This is a genomic window from Arthrobacter sp. MDB1-55, assembly GCF_059092925.1.
Genome location: NZ_JBNHID010000001.1, coordinates 94671 through 111749, shown reverse-complemented (window position 1 = coordinate 111749; position 17079 = coordinate 94671). Strand labels below are relative to the sequence as shown.

Here is a 17079-nt window from a genome sequence, read left to right as displayed (position 1 = left end):
TAGCTCTAGCTCGGTGAGCGGGGTCCGAACATGATCACCGCAACTCCGGTCAGGCAGACTGCGCTTCCGATGACGTCCCAGCGGTCAGGGCGGAAGCCGTCGAGGACCATCCCCCACACAAGTGATCCCACCACGAAGACACCGCCGTAAGCGGCAAGGATCCGGCCGAAATGAGCGTCGGGCTGCAGCGTTGCCACGAACCCGTACGTGCCGAGGGCCATCACGCCCAGCCCCGCCCACCACCATGGCCGGCCCTCGCGCACGCTCTGCCAGACAAGCCAGGCTCCGCCGATCTCGGCGAGCGCGGCAAGGGCGAAGAGGACTGCAACAAGGAGTAGGTTCATGGCCCCATTATTTCCCTGCAGCAGGGAACCGTCGGGTGCGCAAGTTGGTGCGCAAGGCCACATGGCAGGCGAAGTTGGGCGAGCGTAGACTTGACGCGATGAATCGCACAATGTTCAAGTCCAAGATCCACCGGGCCACAGTCACCCACGCAGACCTGCACTACGTCGGTTCGGTGACCGTTGACCTGGACCTGCTCGAAGCCGCAGACATCCTGCCGGGTGAGATGGTTTCGATTGTGGATGTCACCAACGGCGCCCGGCTCGAAACCTATACCATCGCCGGTGAGCGCGGCTCAGGTGTCCTCGGGATCAACGGTCCGGCAGCGCATCTGGTGCATGAGGGCGACACTGTCATACTCATCACGTACGCCGCGATGACCACGGAAGAGGCGCACTCCTATGTGCCCACCATCGTGCACGTCAATGCTGACAACAGAATCATCGAACTCGGCAACGATCCGGCCGAGGGCCTGACGGAAGGGCTGCAGCGGCCACCGTTCGCGCTCAATAATGCGGCGCTTCTCTAGTTTGCGCCAAAGACACTATCCAGATGGCTCCGCAAATTCTGCGGAGCCATTTCTGTATTGCGTGTTGTCTTTAGGGACACGCGGAGACTAGCGACAATCCGCCTAGCGGAAATTAGTCAGAAGGCTTAGGGTCGAGAAGACAAAACGTTGCTCCGGCCCTTTTCACCGCAGTGTCTGATTGATTGCAGTGTCTGGGCCAGGGCTGCTCATGCTCGATGTGGAGGCGAGGTACGTATGCCGGGAAATCGCAGGATCGATCAGCAACAAAAGCGGCTCCGGCAGAGGGCCGGCGCCAAGGTAGTCACTACGCTCGGGTTGGGTTCGCTCCTCCTCACCGGCTGTGGGCCGGCGGATTCCGGAGCGCCGACTCTGACCTGGTACATCAACCCCGATGCCGGCGGACAGGCCGCAATCGCGGAACGGTGCACCGAGGAAGCCGGGGGTGAATACCGAATCGAAACCTCGCTTCTCCCCAATGATGCGGCAGCCCAGCGAGAGCAACTGGCACGGCGGCTTGCAGCGGGCGACGATTCCCTCGACATCATGAGCATCGACCCTCCGTTCGTTCCGGAACTGGCCACATTCCTTGCTCCCGTACCGGAAGACATCGCGGAGAGCACAACCGAGAACACCCTTGAGGGCGCTCTGCAGGGTGCGACATACGAGGACGAGCTAGTCACCGTGCCTTTCTGGGCCAACACCCAAATCCTTTGGTACCGCGAGTCGGTGGCTGAGGAAGCGGGGCTCGACATGTCGCAGCCCGTCACCTGGGACCAGCTCATGGAGGTAGCAGCATCCCAGGACGTGGAGCTCGGAGTTCAGGGTTCCCAGGCTGAATCGATGACGGTCTGGATCAATTCCCTGGTCGAGTCAGCCGGCGGGACCATCCTCGAGAATCCGGAGGCTCCCGCTGACGAGATAGAACTGGGCATCGCGAGCGACGCCGGTCAGGAAGCCGCGCGAATCATCGGTACGATCGGCGAGGAGGGCCTGGGCGGCCCAGGTATCGCAACGTCGACCGAGAACACTTCGCTGATTCTCTTCCAGGGCGATACCGGTTCCTTCATGGTCAATTACCCCTTCGTCTGGCCGGCCACCCAGGGTGCTGTCGAGGAAGGATCCCTTGACCAGTCAGTGCTCGATGACATCGGGTGGGCACTCTATCCGCGGGTCACCGAAGACCAGGAAGCCGCTCCACCGCTCGGAGGCATCAACCTCGGCGTGGGCGCCGGCAGCGACGCTCCCGATCTGGCCTACCAGGCGATCGAGTGCATCGTGAAGCCGGAGAACCAGACCGAGTACTTCCTGACAAACGGTAACCCTCCCTCAAACTCGGAGGCCTACGAGGACCCCCAGATCGAGGAGCTGTTCCCGATGGCGGAGACCATCCGCGAATCACTGGAGCTTGCGGCCCCTCGCCCGCAGACACCGTTCTACAACGAGATTTCCAGCGGCCTGCAGCAGACCTGGACGCCACCGGAACAGGTTGATCCGGAAACAACGCCAGAGCAATCGGCAGACTTCATCACCTCCGTCCTGAAAGGGGAGAGGCTGTTGTGACCAGCGCGATCACCAAGAACCCCGAGGCCATGAAAACAAATGGCCGCAACCGCAACAACGATTACAGCGACAGGGCCAAGGCTGAGCGGCGCCTCGGCTGGATCCTTGCAGGCCCGGCATTCATCATCATGCTCGCGGTCACGCTGTATCCGATTCTTCAGGCGTTCTTCGACTCCCTCTACGCGTTCCGCCTGACCGCCCCCGATGAGCGCGAGTTCATCTTCTTCCAGAATTACGTGACCATCCTGAGCGATCCGGTCTGGTGGCGGGACCTCGTCGTGACGCTTCTGATCACTGTGGTGACTGTCGCCGTTGAACTCGTCCTCGGTTTCGCCCTGGCCCTGGTGATGCACCGGGCGCTGAAGGCAGTACGGGGCTGGCTCCGCACGGCCATCCTGGTTCCCTACGGCATCATCACTGTTGTCTCCGCGTATGCCTGGTTCTACGCGTTCGACATCAGCTCGGGCTACGTCAACGCCTGGTTCGACTGGGTGCCGGGCATCGATGCGGACCTGAACTGGTTCGCACAGGCGAGCACCGCCCTTCCGGTCATCATGGCCTCGGAAATCTGGAAGACGACCCCGTTCATCTCGCTCCTCCTCCTGGCCGGCCTCGCGCAGGTTCCGGATGAGCTGACCGAGGCCGCGAAGGTCGACGGCGCCACCTGGTGGGAGCAGATGCGCAAGGTCATCATCCCGAACATGAAGGCAGCGATCATGGTCGCGGTCCTCTTCCGGGCCCTCGATGCCTTCCGAATATTCGACAACGTGTTCATCATGACCAACGGCCAATACGGCACTGAGGTGCTCTCGCTCCTTGCCTATCGAACGTCCATCAGCCGGCTGGAGATCGGGCTGGGCTCGGCAGTGTCCGTCCTTCTCTTCGCCTGCGTTCTCTTGATCAGCTTCATTGCCATCAAGGTCTTCAAGGTGGACCTCGCCGGATCAACAGGAGGAAAGCGATGAAGTCGACCGGCCGTCAAAAGCTTGTATGGACCATCATCTCGATCGCGGTTCTGGTTTACGCGCTGTTCCCTGTGGCATCGATTCTGGCCACCTCGTTCAAGTCTCCGGGAGATCTGACCAACGGGCGCTTCCTTCCCACCCCGGGGCTGGCAACGCTGGCCAACTACGAGCAGATCCTGGTGGGCGATGCGCAGGGCCTCTTCCTCACCGCGCTGTGGAACTCGATCGGGATCTCGCTGATCGCAACTTTCATCGCCGTCGTGCTGGCGACGCTGTGTGCCTACGCGATTGCCCGTCTTGATTTCCCCGGGAAGAAACTGATTCTTACGACGGCGCTGGCCGTTTCGATTTTCCCGGTTATCTCCATCGTGACACCGCTGTTCAACCTGTGGCGCAATATCGGCCTGTACGACACCTGGCTCGGCCTGATCATTCCGTACCTGTCACTCACCCTCCCAATTTCCATCTGGACCCTCGCTGCGTTCTTCCGGCAGATTCCGTGGGAGCTGGAGCAGGCTGCCCAGGTGGACGGGGCAACGACGTGGCAGGCGTTCCGCAAGGCGATCGTTCCGCTCGCTGCACCGGGTGTGTTCACGACGGCGATCATCGCCTTCTTCATCGCCTGGAACGACTTTGTCTACGGCATCTCGCTGACGTCAACGGAAGCGGCGCGGCCCGTGCCTGCGGCGCTGGCGTTCTTCACAGGGGCTTCGCAGTTCGAGTCCCCCACCGGCGCAATTTCAGCGGCGGCAATCATCGTCACCATTCCGGTTGTACTGCTGGTACTCCTGTTCCAGCGGCAGATCGTTTCAGGCCTGACCCAGGGCGCAGTCAAGGGTTGAGAACCGAAGGAAGAGGATCCAGAACATGGCTTCTATAACGCTCAAGAACCTCGTCAAGCAGTACGGGGACGGGTTCCCCGCTGTCAACGACATCAGCATCGATATCGAGGACGGCGAGTTCATCATCCTGGTGGGCCCGTCGGGCTGCGGCAAGTCCACCCTCCTGCGCATGATCGTGGGGCTCGAGGACATCACCTCGGGTGACCTCTACATCAATGGCGAACGGGTCAATTCGAAGGCGCCGCGTGATCGGAACCTCGCGATGGTGTTCCAGAACTATGCGCTCTACCCGCACCTGACGGTCTTTGAGAACATTGCGTTCCCCCTCCGTCTGGCCAAGGGCCGGCACAGTGAGGAGGAAGTGCAGCGGCTCGTCACGGAAGCCGCGGCAACGCTTGAACTGACCGACCACCTGCAGCGCAAGCCGGCGAACCTCTCCGGCGGCCAGCGGCAGCGTGTTGCCATGGGCCGGGCAATCGTGCGGCAGGCAGACGCGTTCCTCTTCGACGAGCCGCTATCGAACCTCGACGCGAAGCTGCGCGGACAGATGCGGTCAGAAATTTCACAGATGCAGCGTCGGCTCGGCACAACGTCCGTGTACGTCACCCACGACCAGACCGAGGCGATGACCCTCGGCGACCGCGTTGCGGTGCTGAAGAAGGGCGAGCTGCAGCAGATTGCATCGCCTCGTGAGCTGTATGAACAGCCGGTCAACCTCTTCGTGGCCGGCTTCATCGGTTCCCCGTCGATGAACTTCCTTCCCGCGACCATAGAGAACGGCAAGCTCCAGACATCGCTGGGTGCACTGGACATCCCTGCCGACCGTGCAGCCAAGGCAGCCGGCCGCAAGGTCGTGCTGGTTGGGGTCCGTCCGGAGTTCTTCGAGGACGCCAAACTCGTCGACGAGGCGAAGAAGCCGCACGGCTCGACGTTCAAAGCCACGCTCACTCACACTGAGTGGCTCGGCAACGAGCAGTACGGCTACATCAACTTCGACCCCTCCCCCGAGGTCCGTGAACTGCTGAACAACCTTGCCCGGGACATGGACGCCGACGAACTGCGGCCACAGGTCGTGGTTACGCTGGACGCGGCGAGCCGGATCCGAGGCGGCCGTGAGTCAGAGATCTGGCTTGATACCCGCAAGCTGCACCTGTTCGATCCCGAGACAGGCGAGAACCTCACCCGCGATGCAGAGGCGGGTGCGGCACTGACTGCAGAGGCCAATGAGGAACGCGCCGAGGAGATCGCCAGCGCCCGCGATGCGGACCACGAACACAGCACTACGAGTACAGGCAACGGTGGCGGAGGCGGAAGCCACCGGGCGGTGAGCTGACGCACGCCATATTCACCGCCTGACTGACGACGCCGGCACTCACCAGGGTGCCGGCGTCGCTTCGTGTCGCGGAGATTCCTGCCTGTGCCGGCGCCGGTGCCTGAGAGTGGTTGTAGCCTGAGGCTATGGCGAGCAAAGAGGCAGCAAACACGCAGGCATCGACCGCGGAGCACGCAGAGAAGATCGCGGCCGGCTATACCTTCGAGGGCCCGGCAGTGCAGCTCGGCGCGGCCATCGTCGACGGTACTGTCCACCCGGGGACGGCGGTGCGTCTGCCGCTGGCCATGATGAACCGTCACGGGCTCGTCTCCGGTGCCACAGGGACCGGAAAAACGATCACTCTCCAGGTCCTTGCTGAACAGCTCAGCACCAACGGAGTGCCCGTCTTCCTTGCCGACATCAAGGGGGATCTCACCGGGTTGTCGACGCCGGGCACGGGGAGCGACAAGCTCCTTCGGCGGACCCAGTCGGTCGGCCAAAGGTGGACTCCCGGAAATTTCCCGGTGGAATACTTCTCCCTTGGTGGTGACGGCACCGGCGTTCCTATCCGGGCAACCATCTCCGACTTCGGTCCCCTGCTGCTTGCGCGCGTCCTCGACCTGAATGAAACGCAGGAGTCCAGCCTGCAACTGGTGTTCCATTACGCCGACAAGGCCGGCCTTGAGCTTCTCAACCTCGCGGACCTTCGCGCCGTCATCGCATTCCTTGTATCCGATGAGGGTGAGAGCGCTCTGGACCAGCTTGGGGGGCTCTCGAAGGCAACTGCGGGCGTTATCCTCCGCGGGCTTGTCACTCTGGAGGCGCAGGGCATGGACCGCTTCTTCGGTGAACCGGAATTCGACACTGCTGATCTCCTGCGCACGGACGCGGAAGGTCGCGGCATCATCAGTTGCCTGGAACTGCCCACGCTCCAGCAGAAGCCGCAACTCTTCTCCACGTTCCTGATGTGGCTTGTCGCAGACCTCTTCGCCGATCTTCCGGAGGTCGGGGACGTCGAGAAGCCCAAATTGGTGTTCTTCCTCGATGAAGCTCACCTGCTGTTCAACGGTGCCTCGAAAGCGTTCCTGCAGTCCATCCACACCACCGTGCGCCTCATTCGCTCCAAGGGCGTCGGGATCTTCTTCGTCACCCAAACCCCACGGGACGTGCCCGCGGAGGTATTGGGCCAGCTCGCAAACCGGGTTCAGCATGCCCTGCGGGCGTTCACACCGGATGACGCGAAAGCCCTCAAGTCCACCGTCTCCACCTTCCCGATGAGCCCCTACGATCTCGAAGAGGTACTGACAACCGCCGGCATCGGGGAGGCCGTGGTCACCGTCATGAACGAATCGGGCGCGCCCACCCCGGTGGCCTGGACGCGGATATTCACTCCACAGTCCGTCATGGGGCCCTCGCCCGCAGGCGTCGTGGAGGACATCGTGAAGAACTCGCCACTCCTCGGCGATTACGGCACACCTATCGACAGCCATTCCGCGTTCGAGAAGCTCTCCGCTCCACAAGACAGTCCGGAAGCGCGACCCACGACGACGACGCCGACGCCGTCATCACCCGCGGGCGGGCGCATGCCCAGTCAGGCGGAGATCGACGCCGAGGCGCGCCGTATTGAGGAGGAGATCCTGGGCCGGCCCAGCAGCCGGCCGCCAACTGCCCGTGCTGAACGCCCGGCGCCGCGTGCCGGGCAGCAGGCTCCCGACGGCGGTTGGCATGCCCCGCCTGCAGGCAGAAAACAGCATGAGACGAACGAGGTAATGGACTTCGCCCTCAAGGCCGCCGGCACCATCGGCGTAGAGCTGGTCCGTGGGCTTTTCGGGACGCAGCGGAAGCGCCGACGTCGTCGTTGGTAGGTCTGGCACTGCCATTGGGTAACGTAAGAGGGTGCATTCGTCCCGCCTGATCCGAGTCCTGGCCGCCTGGCTGCTTGGGCTCATGCTGGCAATCGTGGCGGCAATTGCAACCGTGATGCTCGTCAATACGCGGGTATACGGTCCTCACCAGCAGGTCGAAAGCTATTTGGAGGCGCTGCGTCAGGGCGAGGGAGAGCGGGCGCTGGGACTGCTCAACGCCTCCGTTCCGGACTCAACGAATGCAGCGCTTCTGGACGGTCCGGCCCTGCAACGGGCAGCGCAGGGCGTCGAAAATGTGCAGGTCGGCGAGCCACAGGCGGCGGGAGAGAATCGCGTGGAGGTGGACGTCAACTACACGATTGATGACGCCGCACACGCCACCGCTTTCCAGCTGGAGAAGACCGGCACGGAGTGGCTTTTCTTCGATCGCTGGGAGTTTGTGCCCTCGACGCTACCCATGCTCGAGGTGTCGGTGATCAACCAGAACGATGCCACGCTCAACGGCACCCGCGTGCTGATGCCTGAGGGCCGCAACCGGTTTGCTGCCTTCTATCCGGCCGAGGTGGAGGCCCACTACACGAGCGAGTATTTTGCCGCGCCCGCCCAGACCGTCGCCGTCACCGACCGCCAGCAAGCACCGGCCGGTCTCAACCTCGCAACGGCGGCAACCCCGGCGCTGACCGATGCCGTCACGGCGCAATTGAAGACGTTCCTCGACGACTGTGCCAAGCAGACCGTGTTCCAGCCGGCCAACTGCCCCTTCGGTTTCGAGACCGAACGCCGGGTGGCCGGGCCCATCAAGTGGTCCATCACCGAGTACCCGGAAGTCCGCATCGAACCGTTCAACGGCGACTGGGTTATCGCCCCGCTCACAGGAACCGTTCAGCTCGAGACCAGCCTGCAGGACCTGTTCACCGGGGTCATCGAACCGGTCACCGTCCCCCAGGAATACGGGTTCACCGCGCGCCTCGCCGTCACCGACGAGGGCATCACGGTAACCCCGGTCGTAGAGTACTAGCGCCGTCTAGTCGAGGCCGCGCAGGTCCAGCGTCAGTTCCTTTTCACCGCCGGCGCCGAGAGTGACCGGAATGCCCCAATCCTGCTGGTACAGGTGGCAAGCTGCGTGGTCCGGTATTTCGCCGCCGGGCTCACCGTCACAGGCCGCTGCCCGCGCGGTGATGTGCAGAACGCCCTCGGATACCTCGTCTGAGAGGACGAGCTGCCGCTGCAGCCCGACGCCGGTTCCACCACCCGAGACCAGAAGTGATTCCGGCGACGATGAGATCTTGAGCTGCGTCGGGTCACCCCAGCGGTCATCCAGCTTCTGGCCCTTCGGCGCGCTGAACCGCACGGTCACGCCGAACTCTCCCGTGGCCACCGCTGTCTTGGGCCGCTGCGTCTGCGAGGCACCCTCATCCACTGCGAGAGCTTCCTTGGGGATCGGCGCCCGGACCAGCTGATGCTTGTTCGCCTCGACGACGATGAGCAACGGCTCGCCGCCCGACTCCACCGGTGCCTGGTCCACCAGCACATCGGAGGGCTCCGCCAGTCCCCGCAGGAGGGTCGAGACCTGCCTCGTTGAGGGGTCATACCGACGGATTGCGCCGTTGTAGGTGTCGGCGATGGCAATGGATCCGTCCGGCAACGCGGTCACACCCAGCGGATGCTGAAGACGCGCCTGTTCGGCCTCACCGTCCCGGAACCCGAAGTCGAAAAGCCCCGTACCGATCGCCGACTGCACCTGCGTGCGGCTCCTGCCGTTGACAGTGAGGAAGCTCAGCACGCGCAAGGCCGACGTTTCGGAATCGGCAACCCAGATATTCCCGTGTGCGTCCTCGGCCAGGCCGGAGGACTGCGCGAACCAGGCAGCGGTGGAATCGCCGTCGAGCAGGCCCTCCAGGCCGGTGCCGGCGAGGATGTCCACGGCGCCGGTCAGCGGGTCGAAGGTGAAGATCTGGTGCGTCCCGGCCATGGCTACGACAATCCGCTCCAGGGCGGTCGACCAGATGACGTCCCACGGTGAGGAGAGGGAGATGTTGAGGGCGTCCGTACCGAGGAACGTGTCCTCCAGCCGCGGCGCTGCATCCTCGGGGATGTCCTCTGCGTCTCCGCCCAGGTCATGGGAGACCTCCTGCAACTCCACCGGCCGCGCTTTGACCTGGTTACCGGCATCGAGCAGCCGCTGGACGCCGTTGCCCGCGACAGTGCGCACCGCACCGGTTTCCAGTGCCACCCCCCGCAAGCGGTGGTTCACAGTGTCAGCGATGACGACGTCGTACCCTACCCGGCGCGCTATCGGCGCCGGGAGGAGGGCCAGACCCTGCGGTTCATTGAACTGCGCCTCGTCCGGGCCGCCGTCGGCGAAGCCCCTCGTGCCCGAGCCGATGGTGCGCCGCACGGTCTCAAGGTCAGCCTCAAGCTCGACGAGACGGTGGTGGCCGCTGTCCCCCACGAGGAACGTATTGGTTGTAGGCAGCGCAAGCACCTTGCCCGGGAAACGCAGGTTGCCGGCGGTGGGCTCGGCGGGCACGTAAGGGCCGTCACCGCGGTGCAGCGTGCCCTTCGCCTCATGCTCGGCGACCAGTTCCTCGACGAGTGATTCGAGGCCGGCCGCGTGGCCCTCACCGGAGAGATGCGCCACGATGTAACCCTCGGGGTCGATGACAACCAGGGTCGGCCAGGCCCGCGCCGTGTAGGCCTGCCAGGTATCGAGCTCGGGGTCGTCAAGGACCGGGTGGTGAATCTCATACCGCTCCACCGCTGCGGCGAGGGCAACCGGATCAGCCTCATGCTCGAACTTGGGCGAGTGTACGCCCACCGTGACGAAGACGTCGGAGTACTTCGCTTCGAGCGGTCGCAGCTCGTCGAGGACGTGCAGGCAATTAATGCAGCAGAACGTCCAGAAGTCGAGGAGGACGATCTTCCCCCGCAGGTCCTCAAGCGTCAGCTGCCTGCCCCCGGTGTTGAGCCAGTTCCGCCCGACGAGTTCTGACGCGCGGACGCGGTAGCCGACGCGGAGCGAGGTTTCGGTCATTCAGGATCTCCTGGTGGGGTTGAGCGCTGTCCTGCGGGAGTTTCGGATGAAGGGCGACGCGTCGCAGGCCGGGTCCCCTCCCGTTCGGCCAGCGAGGCGAACATGTTGTTATAAGCAGAGAGCTCGGCGTCGTTATTCCGGTCCGCGGCACGGTCCTTGCGCCGCGACTCCCGCGCATCGCTGCGGGACCACATCACCGCGACGCCGATGGCGAGCAGGAGCGTTGGAACCTCTCCGATGCCCCAGGTCACTGCACCACCGATCTGCTGGTCCTCAAGGGCTGACGGCCCCCACTCCCGGCCCATGTTGCCGAAGTAGGAGGCCTGCAGCAGGGAGGTGCTGCCGGTCAGGGCCACGCCGAAGAACGCGTGGAAGGCCATGGTGGCGAAGAGCAGCAGCAGCCGCAACGGGAAAGGCGCACGCCGCGGCACGGGGTCGGTGCCGATCATCGTCAGTACGAAGATGTACCCGGTGAGGAGGAAGTGGAGGATCATCAGCTCGTGCCCCACGTGCTCACGCAGCGCGAAGCCGAACAGCGGCGAGTAGTAGAAGATCACGATCGACCCGGCGAAGTTGGCAGCGGCGAACAGCGGGTGCGTCACCAGCGCCGAGAACTTCGAGTGGACGATCACGAGTATCCACTCGCGGATGCCCCGGCTGCCGTCCCTGCGGGGCGTCAATGCCTTCAGGGCCAGGGTGACCGGTGCGCCGATCACCAGGAACAGCGGCACAACCATGGTCAGCGCCATGTGGTCGATCATGTGCGCGCTGAACAACACCATGCCGTAGATCGCCGGAGCCCCGGAGGTGAAGTAGGTGAGTGCGATCAGTCCGATGAACCAGGAGATGAGCCTGAGTACCGGCCAGGAGTCACCCCGGCGGCGCAGCTTCACAACGCCCAGGATGTACGCTGCCGCGACCGTGAGGGTGAAGGCGATCCAGAGCCAGTCGGGGCGCCATTCGGTGAGCCAGCGCATCGCCGTCGGCTCCGGAGGCAACTCATAGCCGGTGAGGATGCGCGCCGGCGTGGCATCGGGCTGCAGATCCTCGGAACGCGGAGGCGCGGTCCGCGCCAGCGCAACGGCGACTCCCGATACAGCGCCCATGATGGCCAGTTCGACGGCGATGAGCTGCCAGAGAACCCGGCGCGCGGACATGTTGGTATCGAGCTGCGGAATGATCCACTGCCGGTGCATCAGGCCGATACCACCGAGGAGGATGGTTGCGATGGCCTTGAAGGTCACCAGCAGGCCCCACTCGGAACCCAGTTGTGAAAGGCTTCCGATCCGGAGGCTTGCGTTGATGATGCCCGAGAGGAAGACCAGCGCGAATGCGAACCCGGCGAGCGCAGAGAATCGCTTCAGCACGGCCGTCGTCTGGGTTCCCAGCTTTCCGCCGATGATGGCGAGGACCACGATGCCGCCCACCCAGAGGCAGACCCCGACCAGGTGAAGCAGGATGGAGTTCACGGCGGCGTTGTGGTCGTCCCCGCTGGCAGAGTGGCCGATCAGTGCCATCGGGAGCAGCCCACCGAGCGACAGGACGAGCGTGAGGGCAAGCCACAGGCTGGAACGGGCGCCGAACGTCATGGTGGCAACGACGGCGGCAATCATCGTGGTGGAAAGCCAGGCACGACCGGTGTCGAAGTCTGTGAGGTAGGACGCGAGCCCCTGGGTGTAGGCCGGTTCGCCGCTCAGGGGAAGGCCGGATGCGTCGGAGTACGTCAGCACCAGCACGGCAAGGGCTGAAAGGGTCCAGGCAACCGCGGCCCACGACGCAAGCGACATGACCCTGGAGAAGGCCGGAGACTCGTCTGGTACCGAGGTGGATTCGGAGGAACCGGCGCCGCTGGATCCTCCGCGCGAGCGCACCTGCCTCGGCAGGATCACCACCGCGAAGGCAAGGGATCCGATGACGGCGGCCACCGAGATATTGTGCACGGCTTTCGACAGGGGTAGCCCCCACCGCGTGAGTGATCCCGGGTCGCTCAGCTGCCGGGGTGCTGCGGCGCCGGAGAAGGCGAGTGCCAGCACCACCGCGGTCAAGAGGGCGATGCCGGCAGCGATCAGCCAGCCCGGCTGGACCCCGGACTGCCCGGTGGCGCCGGTGTTGCCGGGTTTCGACTGGTTGGTTGTTGTGGCCACGCTTTCCATTGTCTACCCGCAGTAGAACAACGACCAACTAACGTGCTCCGCCGCACGAAGCCTGCTCACAGGCTCGGTTTCGCAGAACAGTTAAACGAAACAGGGACTGCCACCGCGTGGTGGCAGTCCCTGAATTCTGCTGGGCTACTTGACGGCAGCCTTGAGCTTGGAGCCTGCGGTCAGCTTGACGCTGCTGCCTGCTGCGATCTCGATGGTCTCGCCCGTCTGGGGGTTGCGACCGGTGCGAGCTGCACGCTCGGTGCGCTCGACTGCCAGCCAGCCCGGGATGGTGACCTTGACGTCGTTCTTGGCAGAGGAAGCGAGAACGTCGAACAGGGCGTCGAGCACGCTGTTCACGGCAGTCTGGCTGGTGTCAGCCTTTGCTGCTACCTCGGCCACCAGTTCGCTGCGGTTCTTGGTCTCTTTCTTAGCCAATGTATGTCCTCCTGGACTTGTGCGGATTATTCAGAACCTCACCGTCTGGCGAAGCTTCTGGAGGAAAACCTATCAGCTTCAACCGCGATCTCCCGCAGAAATGGGGGTTTTTGCCCGTGATGTGGCGGAATATGGGCCTGTTGGAGAGGATATGGCGTCCGAAGACCGACCACGCCGTCTCCACCGCTTAAGATAAATCAGGACGGCGACCATGTGGTCGCCGTCCTGATTTTCACTGCGTCAAGCCGGAATATTTACCAGCTGGACTTGGTCACGCCGGGCAGCTCGCCGCGGTGTGCCATCTCGCGGAAACGAACGCGCGAGATACCGAACTTCTGGAGGGTGCCGCGGGGGCGCCCGTCGATCTGGTCGCGGTTGCGCAGGCGCACCGGTGAAGCGTTGCGGGGCAGCTTCTGCAGGCCGAGGCGTGCAGCCTCACGAGCCTCGTCGGTTGCGTTTTCGTCAACAAGCGTCTTCTTGAGCTCGAGGCGCTTGGCCGCGTAGCGCTCAACAATGACCTTGCGCTGCTCGTTGCGAGCAATCTTTGACTTCTTAGCCATGTGTTTAGCGCTCCTCTCGGAATTCGACGTGCTTGCGAATCTTGGGGTCGTACTTCATCAGAACCATGCGGTCCGGGTCATTACGGCGGTTCTTGCGGGTTACGTAGGTGTAACCGGTGCCGGCCGTGGACTTCAGCTTGATGATCGGACGTACGTCTTTGTCCTTTGCCATTAGAGCTTCACTCCCCGAGCCTGGATCTCAGCGACGACGGCGTCGATACCGCGGACGTCGATGGTCTTGATGCCGCGGGCGGAAACCTGCAGCGTTACATTACGGCGCAGGGATGGAACCCAGTAGCGCTTCTTCTGAATGTTCGGGTCGAACCTGCGCTTGGTGCGCCGGTGCGAGTGCGAGATGCTGTGCCCGAAGCCCGGCTCGGCCCCAGTCACTTGGCAGTGAGCTGCCATGATGATCCTCCAAAGATTGAATAAAGCAAGTAGCAGAGTGTTCTACCTGCCATGAGGTGCATGCAGAGGCGTCACCTTCAACGCGGTCCGAACGACCGTGAGATGTTCGCGATTTCGCGCAACCTGAGCCCCTAACTACCGGCCCTCGAACGGAAAAACCCACGAGAACCGAAGCAATTGCGCACGCTCCGCCACCTGATGCCTTTCTATTCTAGGAGGCAGGCGGCTTTAAGACCAATCGCGGTGCGCTCAGCTGCCGTTCGACTCGTCCGGCCTGAATGCCTCCCCATCGGCCCCGATCACGGTGATCGCGCCCGACTCCCCCACTTCCGTGCCGGGACGAACCTGGGCATCGGCATCGACAATAACGGAGCGCAGCACCGCGCCGGCGGGAATGTGCGCACGGTTCAACACCACTGAATGTTCGACGACGGCGCCCTCCTCGACCACCGCGTCCGTCCCGATCACGCTGTTCGTCACCGAGCCGGCGATGCGGGCTCCCGGGGAGATGAGGCTGGATCCGATGTGCGCCGAGTCAGCAATGAACGCGGGCAGACGGCGCGGACTCGCACTGAGGATGGGCCAGGCAGGATCGTCGAAGTCAAGGCCGTTCCCGGCCAGCAGGTCCATATGTGCGCGGTGGTAATTCTTTGGTGTGCCCAGGTCCAGCCAGTAGGACTCGAGCCGGTGCTCGGCGACCGTGCCGGTCTCGACGAGGTGCGGGATGAGCTGGTCCCCATAGTCCTCCAGTTCCCCCTCCCGCTCATACAGTTCCGCCAGCGTGTCCAGCAAGACATCCGCGGAGTACAGGAAGACTTCCGCAGCGACCAGGTCCGAGCGCGGGCTCTCCGGCTTGTACTCGAATCCCGTCACCAGGCCCTCCTCCACCTCCACCACGCCGTGTTGGGAAGCATCGCCGTCGAACCTGGTTGTCACCATGGTGAGGACAGCGCCGGTGTCCTGGTGGGTCTTCACCACATCGCGGTAATCGAGCTGGTACAGGTGGTCGGCACTGAGCACCAGCACCAGATTGGGATTGAACTCACGAATGTACTCCGACTGCCGGTACAGGCCGTCCGCGTTTCCAGCCGCGAAGCCCTCTCCGTGCTCTCCCTCGAAGGGAGGCAGTACCCTCAGGCCGCCGTTGGTGCGGTCGAGGTCCCAGGGGCGGCCGTTCGCCAGATGGTCATTGATGGACTTGGGCTGGTACTGCTCCACCACCCACACGTCGGAAATGTGACTGTGGTGCAGGTTGGACAGCGGGATGTCGATCAGCCGATAGGTTCCGCCCACCGGCACCACCGGCTTTGCCTTGTGGTCCGTCAGCGGACCGAGCCGCCCGCCCGTGCCGCCGGCCAGGATGACCGCCAGGATGGACGGCTCGCTCATGCCGATCCCACCGGCTGGGACTGCCTGAGAATCCAATGCGCCGAATCGAGCCGGGCGAGGATCTTCTTGCCCACCCGCTCCAGGTCCGCAACATCCTGCTCGTCAAGCCCGTCGAATACCAGGTGGCGTACGTACTCAACATGTTCGAGCGCCAGCTCCTGCAGGTTCTCAAGACCGTCGGAGGTAAGGGTGGCGGTGGTAACCCGGAGATCCCGGGTGCTCTGGCTCCGCTGCACCCAGCCGCGGGCTTCGAGCTTGGTGACCACGTGGCTCAGCCGGGACAGCGAGGCATTCGAGCGGCCCGCGAGGTCGCTCATGGGGAGGGTGCGGTCCTCCGCCTCGGACAGCATCGCCAGGACGTGATAGTCAAAAAGCGTAATCTTGGCGCGGCGGTTCAGGTCCGCGTCCAGCGTGCCGGGCAGCATGGTCGCCACCGCATAGAGGGCCAGCCACGCTTGTCTTTCCGCAGGATTCAACCACCGCGCGCCAGTCATAGGACTCATTCTTGCAGAAGCGCCGCCCCTACGGTGATGCTCCTACGGTGACGCCCCCACGGTGACGCTTCTACGGTGACGTGGTCTGCCGAGTCCACACCGGGTGCGTCAGGTTCGGGTACTTCAGGGGAAGGGCATCCCCGGAGGACTGACCGCGTAACCGTCTGCCGACCCAGGGCCCGAGGTAGTCCCGTGCCCACACCGCGTCCTTGCGGAGCTGCACGAGCCGCGATGCTGCCGGACGCGCCTCCAGTTCCGGCACTTGAATGCTGTGCGCTGACTTCAGCACCTGCAACACCCGGACCGCCATCAAAGTGTGTCCGGCAGCGGCCATGTGCATCCGGTCGACGTCCCAGTAGCCCCAATTCTGGAACTCCCGCATCCGCCAGTAATCGACCAATTCGGCATCATGCCGGTCCGCAATCTCCCGGACGAGTTCGTTATAGATGGCAGTACGCCCGCGCGTCTTCGCGAAAACCGCCGACTTCGACGAGTCGAAGCCCGTGAAGAGCACGACGGCGGCTCCGCTGCTGCGCAGGCGGGCGATCCCGGCGTCGTACTCGGCAAGCAGAGCGTCCAGGTCGATGGAAGGGCGCAGGATGTCATTGGCGCCGGCGTAGACGGTGACGAGCGTCGGCTTGAGTGCCAGGGCGGCGTCGACCTGCTCGGCGAGGATCTGCCGCATCTTTTTGCCACGGATCGCCAGGTTCGCGTAACCCCAGGAGGGATCGGCGAGGATCAGTTGCTCGGCAACGCGGTCAGCCCAGCCACGCACACCGTTGGGACTCTGCGGGTCCCAGTCCCCGACCCCTTCGGTGAAGGAATCTCCCAGGGCCACATAGCGGTGTGCGAAGGTCTCCCCCGGGAATTTAGTGGTCAAGAGCGGTGGTCTTCCTGATCGGATCCTTCGGCGGCGTCGCCGTCGGACGGGTTCTGCTGGTGCTCGGCGTCGTACTCGTGCTGGGTGTGGTGCTCGGTTTCGGTGTACGAACCGTTGAAGCCAGTGGTGTCGCCGGTGGGGCGAGCGGTTGACGGGTTGGGGAACGTGGGCGACCCGCCGGAGGGGTTGCCTTCGGGAGCGCCCTCCTCCTGTGCGCTGCCCTCGCCTGCATGGGACGTGCCTGCATTGGACTGGTCCTGTGTCATTGCTCCTCCTTCTCGGTTTTGCCCACCCAGCATAATCCGCCGAAACCACCCGCA

The 17079-nt window shown here is 63.8% G+C and carries 18 protein-coding genes; 7 read left to right on the top strand and 11 right to left on the bottom strand.

Features of this window, described 5'->3' with window-relative positions; translation table 11 throughout:
- Positions 1-5 precede the first annotated feature (5 nt).
- Positions 6-344: a YnfA family protein gene (locus AC5RU3_RS00535; protein ID WP_493964612.1), complete on the bottom strand. Its 339-nt coding sequence runs from the start codon at positions 342-344 to the stop codon at positions 6-8.
- Positions 345-442: 98 nt separating this feature from the next.
- On the opposite strand from AC5RU3_RS00535, the gene panD reads away from it, so the two are divergent.
- From panD to AC5RU3_RS00500, 7 genes are all read left to right on the top strand, one after another.
- Entirely contained in the window at positions 443-871 is a 429-nt protein-coding gene (panD, locus tag AC5RU3_RS00530) for an aspartate 1-decarboxylase (protein WP_458115601.1), read from the top strand.
- 234 nt (positions 872-1105) lie between these two features.
- Positions 1106-2431, top strand: coding sequence for an extracellular solute-binding protein (locus AC5RU3_RS00525; RefSeq protein ID WP_493964611.1), 1326 nt, complete (start codon positions 1106-1108; stop codon positions 2429-2431).
- A 29-nt stretch (positions 2432-2460) separates the two neighbouring features.
- On the top strand, positions 2461-3396 hold the full coding sequence (locus AC5RU3_RS00520; protein WP_309072101.1) for a carbohydrate ABC transporter permease: 936 nt from the start codon (positions 2461-2463) through the stop codon (positions 3394-3396).
- Positions 3393-4238, top strand: a complete 846-nt coding sequence (locus AC5RU3_RS00515; RefSeq protein WP_309072099.1) for a carbohydrate ABC transporter permease — start codon at positions 3393-3395, stop codon at positions 4236-4238. The genes AC5RU3_RS00520 and AC5RU3_RS00515 overlap by 4 nt, the downstream gene beginning before the upstream one ends.
- A gap of 25 nt (positions 4239-4263) precedes the next feature.
- On the top strand, positions 4264-5571 hold the full coding sequence (locus tag AC5RU3_RS00510) for an ABC transporter ATP-binding protein (RefSeq protein WP_309072098.1): 1308 nt from the start codon (positions 4264-4266) through the stop codon (positions 5569-5571).
- 125 nt (positions 5572-5696) lie between these two features.
- Complete coding sequence (locus AC5RU3_RS00505) at positions 5697-7415, top strand: helicase HerA-like domain-containing protein (protein WP_493964610.1); 1719 nt, start codon at positions 5697-5699, stop codon at positions 7413-7415.
- Positions 7416-7446: 31 nt separating this feature from the next.
- Positions 7447-8433, top strand: coding sequence for a hypothetical protein (locus tag AC5RU3_RS00500; protein ID WP_309072096.1), 987 nt, complete (start codon positions 7447-7449; stop codon positions 8431-8433).
- A gap of 6 nt (positions 8434-8439) precedes the next feature.
- Here AC5RU3_RS00500 and AC5RU3_RS00495 read toward each other — a convergent pair whose 3' ends face one another.
- The 10 genes from AC5RU3_RS00495 to AC5RU3_RS00450 all read right to left on the bottom strand — a co-directional run bounded on the left by AC5RU3_RS00495 (position 8440) and on the right by AC5RU3_RS00450 (position 17025).
- Positions 8440-10449: an NHL domain-containing thioredoxin family protein gene (locus AC5RU3_RS00495; protein WP_493964609.1), complete on the bottom strand. Its 2010-nt coding sequence runs from the start codon at positions 10447-10449 to the stop codon at positions 8440-8442.
- Entirely contained in the window at positions 10446-12602 is a 2157-nt protein-coding gene (locus AC5RU3_RS00490) for a bifunctional copper resistance protein CopD/cytochrome c oxidase assembly protein (RefSeq protein ID WP_493964608.1), read from the bottom strand. The genes AC5RU3_RS00495 and AC5RU3_RS00490 overlap by 4 nt, the downstream gene beginning before the upstream one ends.
- Positions 12603-12737: 135 nt before the next feature.
- Complete coding sequence (locus AC5RU3_RS00485) at positions 12738-13028, bottom strand: HU family DNA-binding protein (RefSeq protein WP_056544463.1); 291 nt, start codon at positions 13026-13028, stop codon at positions 12738-12740.
- A 254-nt stretch (positions 13029-13282) separates the two neighbouring features.
- A complete protein-coding gene (gene rpsN / locus AC5RU3_RS00480; RefSeq protein WP_309072093.1) occupies positions 13283-13588 on the bottom strand; it encodes a 30S ribosomal protein S14 in 306 nt (101 codons plus the stop codon).
- A 4-nt stretch (positions 13589-13592) separates the two neighbouring features.
- Complete coding sequence (gene rpmG / locus AC5RU3_RS00475; protein ID WP_019481734.1) at positions 13593-13760, bottom strand: 50S ribosomal protein L33; 168 nt, start codon at positions 13758-13760, stop codon at positions 13593-13595.
- On the bottom strand, positions 13760-13996 hold the full coding sequence (gene rpmB / locus AC5RU3_RS00470) for a 50S ribosomal protein L28 (RefSeq protein ID WP_026545364.1): 237 nt from the start codon (positions 13994-13996) through the stop codon (positions 13760-13762). The genes rpmG and rpmB overlap by 1 nt, the downstream gene beginning before the upstream one ends.
- A gap of 249 nt (positions 13997-14245) precedes the next feature.
- Positions 14246-15385, bottom strand: coding sequence for a glucose-1-phosphate adenylyltransferase family protein (locus AC5RU3_RS00465; RefSeq protein ID WP_493964607.1), 1140 nt, complete (start codon positions 15383-15385; stop codon positions 14246-14248).
- On the bottom strand, positions 15382-15879 hold the full coding sequence (locus tag AC5RU3_RS00460) for a MarR family winged helix-turn-helix transcriptional regulator (protein ID WP_309071691.1): 498 nt from the start codon (positions 15877-15879) through the stop codon (positions 15382-15384). The genes AC5RU3_RS00465 and AC5RU3_RS00460 overlap by 4 nt, the downstream gene beginning before the upstream one ends.
- A gap of 70 nt (positions 15880-15949) precedes the next feature.
- Positions 15950-16759 carry an SGNH/GDSL hydrolase family protein gene (locus AC5RU3_RS00455; RefSeq protein ID WP_493964606.1) on the bottom strand — a complete coding sequence of 270 codons (810 nt, stop codon included), beginning with the start codon at positions 16757-16759 and terminating at the stop codon, positions 15950-15952.
- Positions 16756-17025, bottom strand: a complete 270-nt coding sequence (locus AC5RU3_RS00450; RefSeq protein ID WP_458115607.1) for a hypothetical protein — start codon at positions 17023-17025, stop codon at positions 16756-16758. Before AC5RU3_RS00450 ends, AC5RU3_RS00455 begins: the two co-directional genes overlap by 4 nt.
- Between the last annotated feature and the right edge of the window lie 54 nt (positions 17026-17079).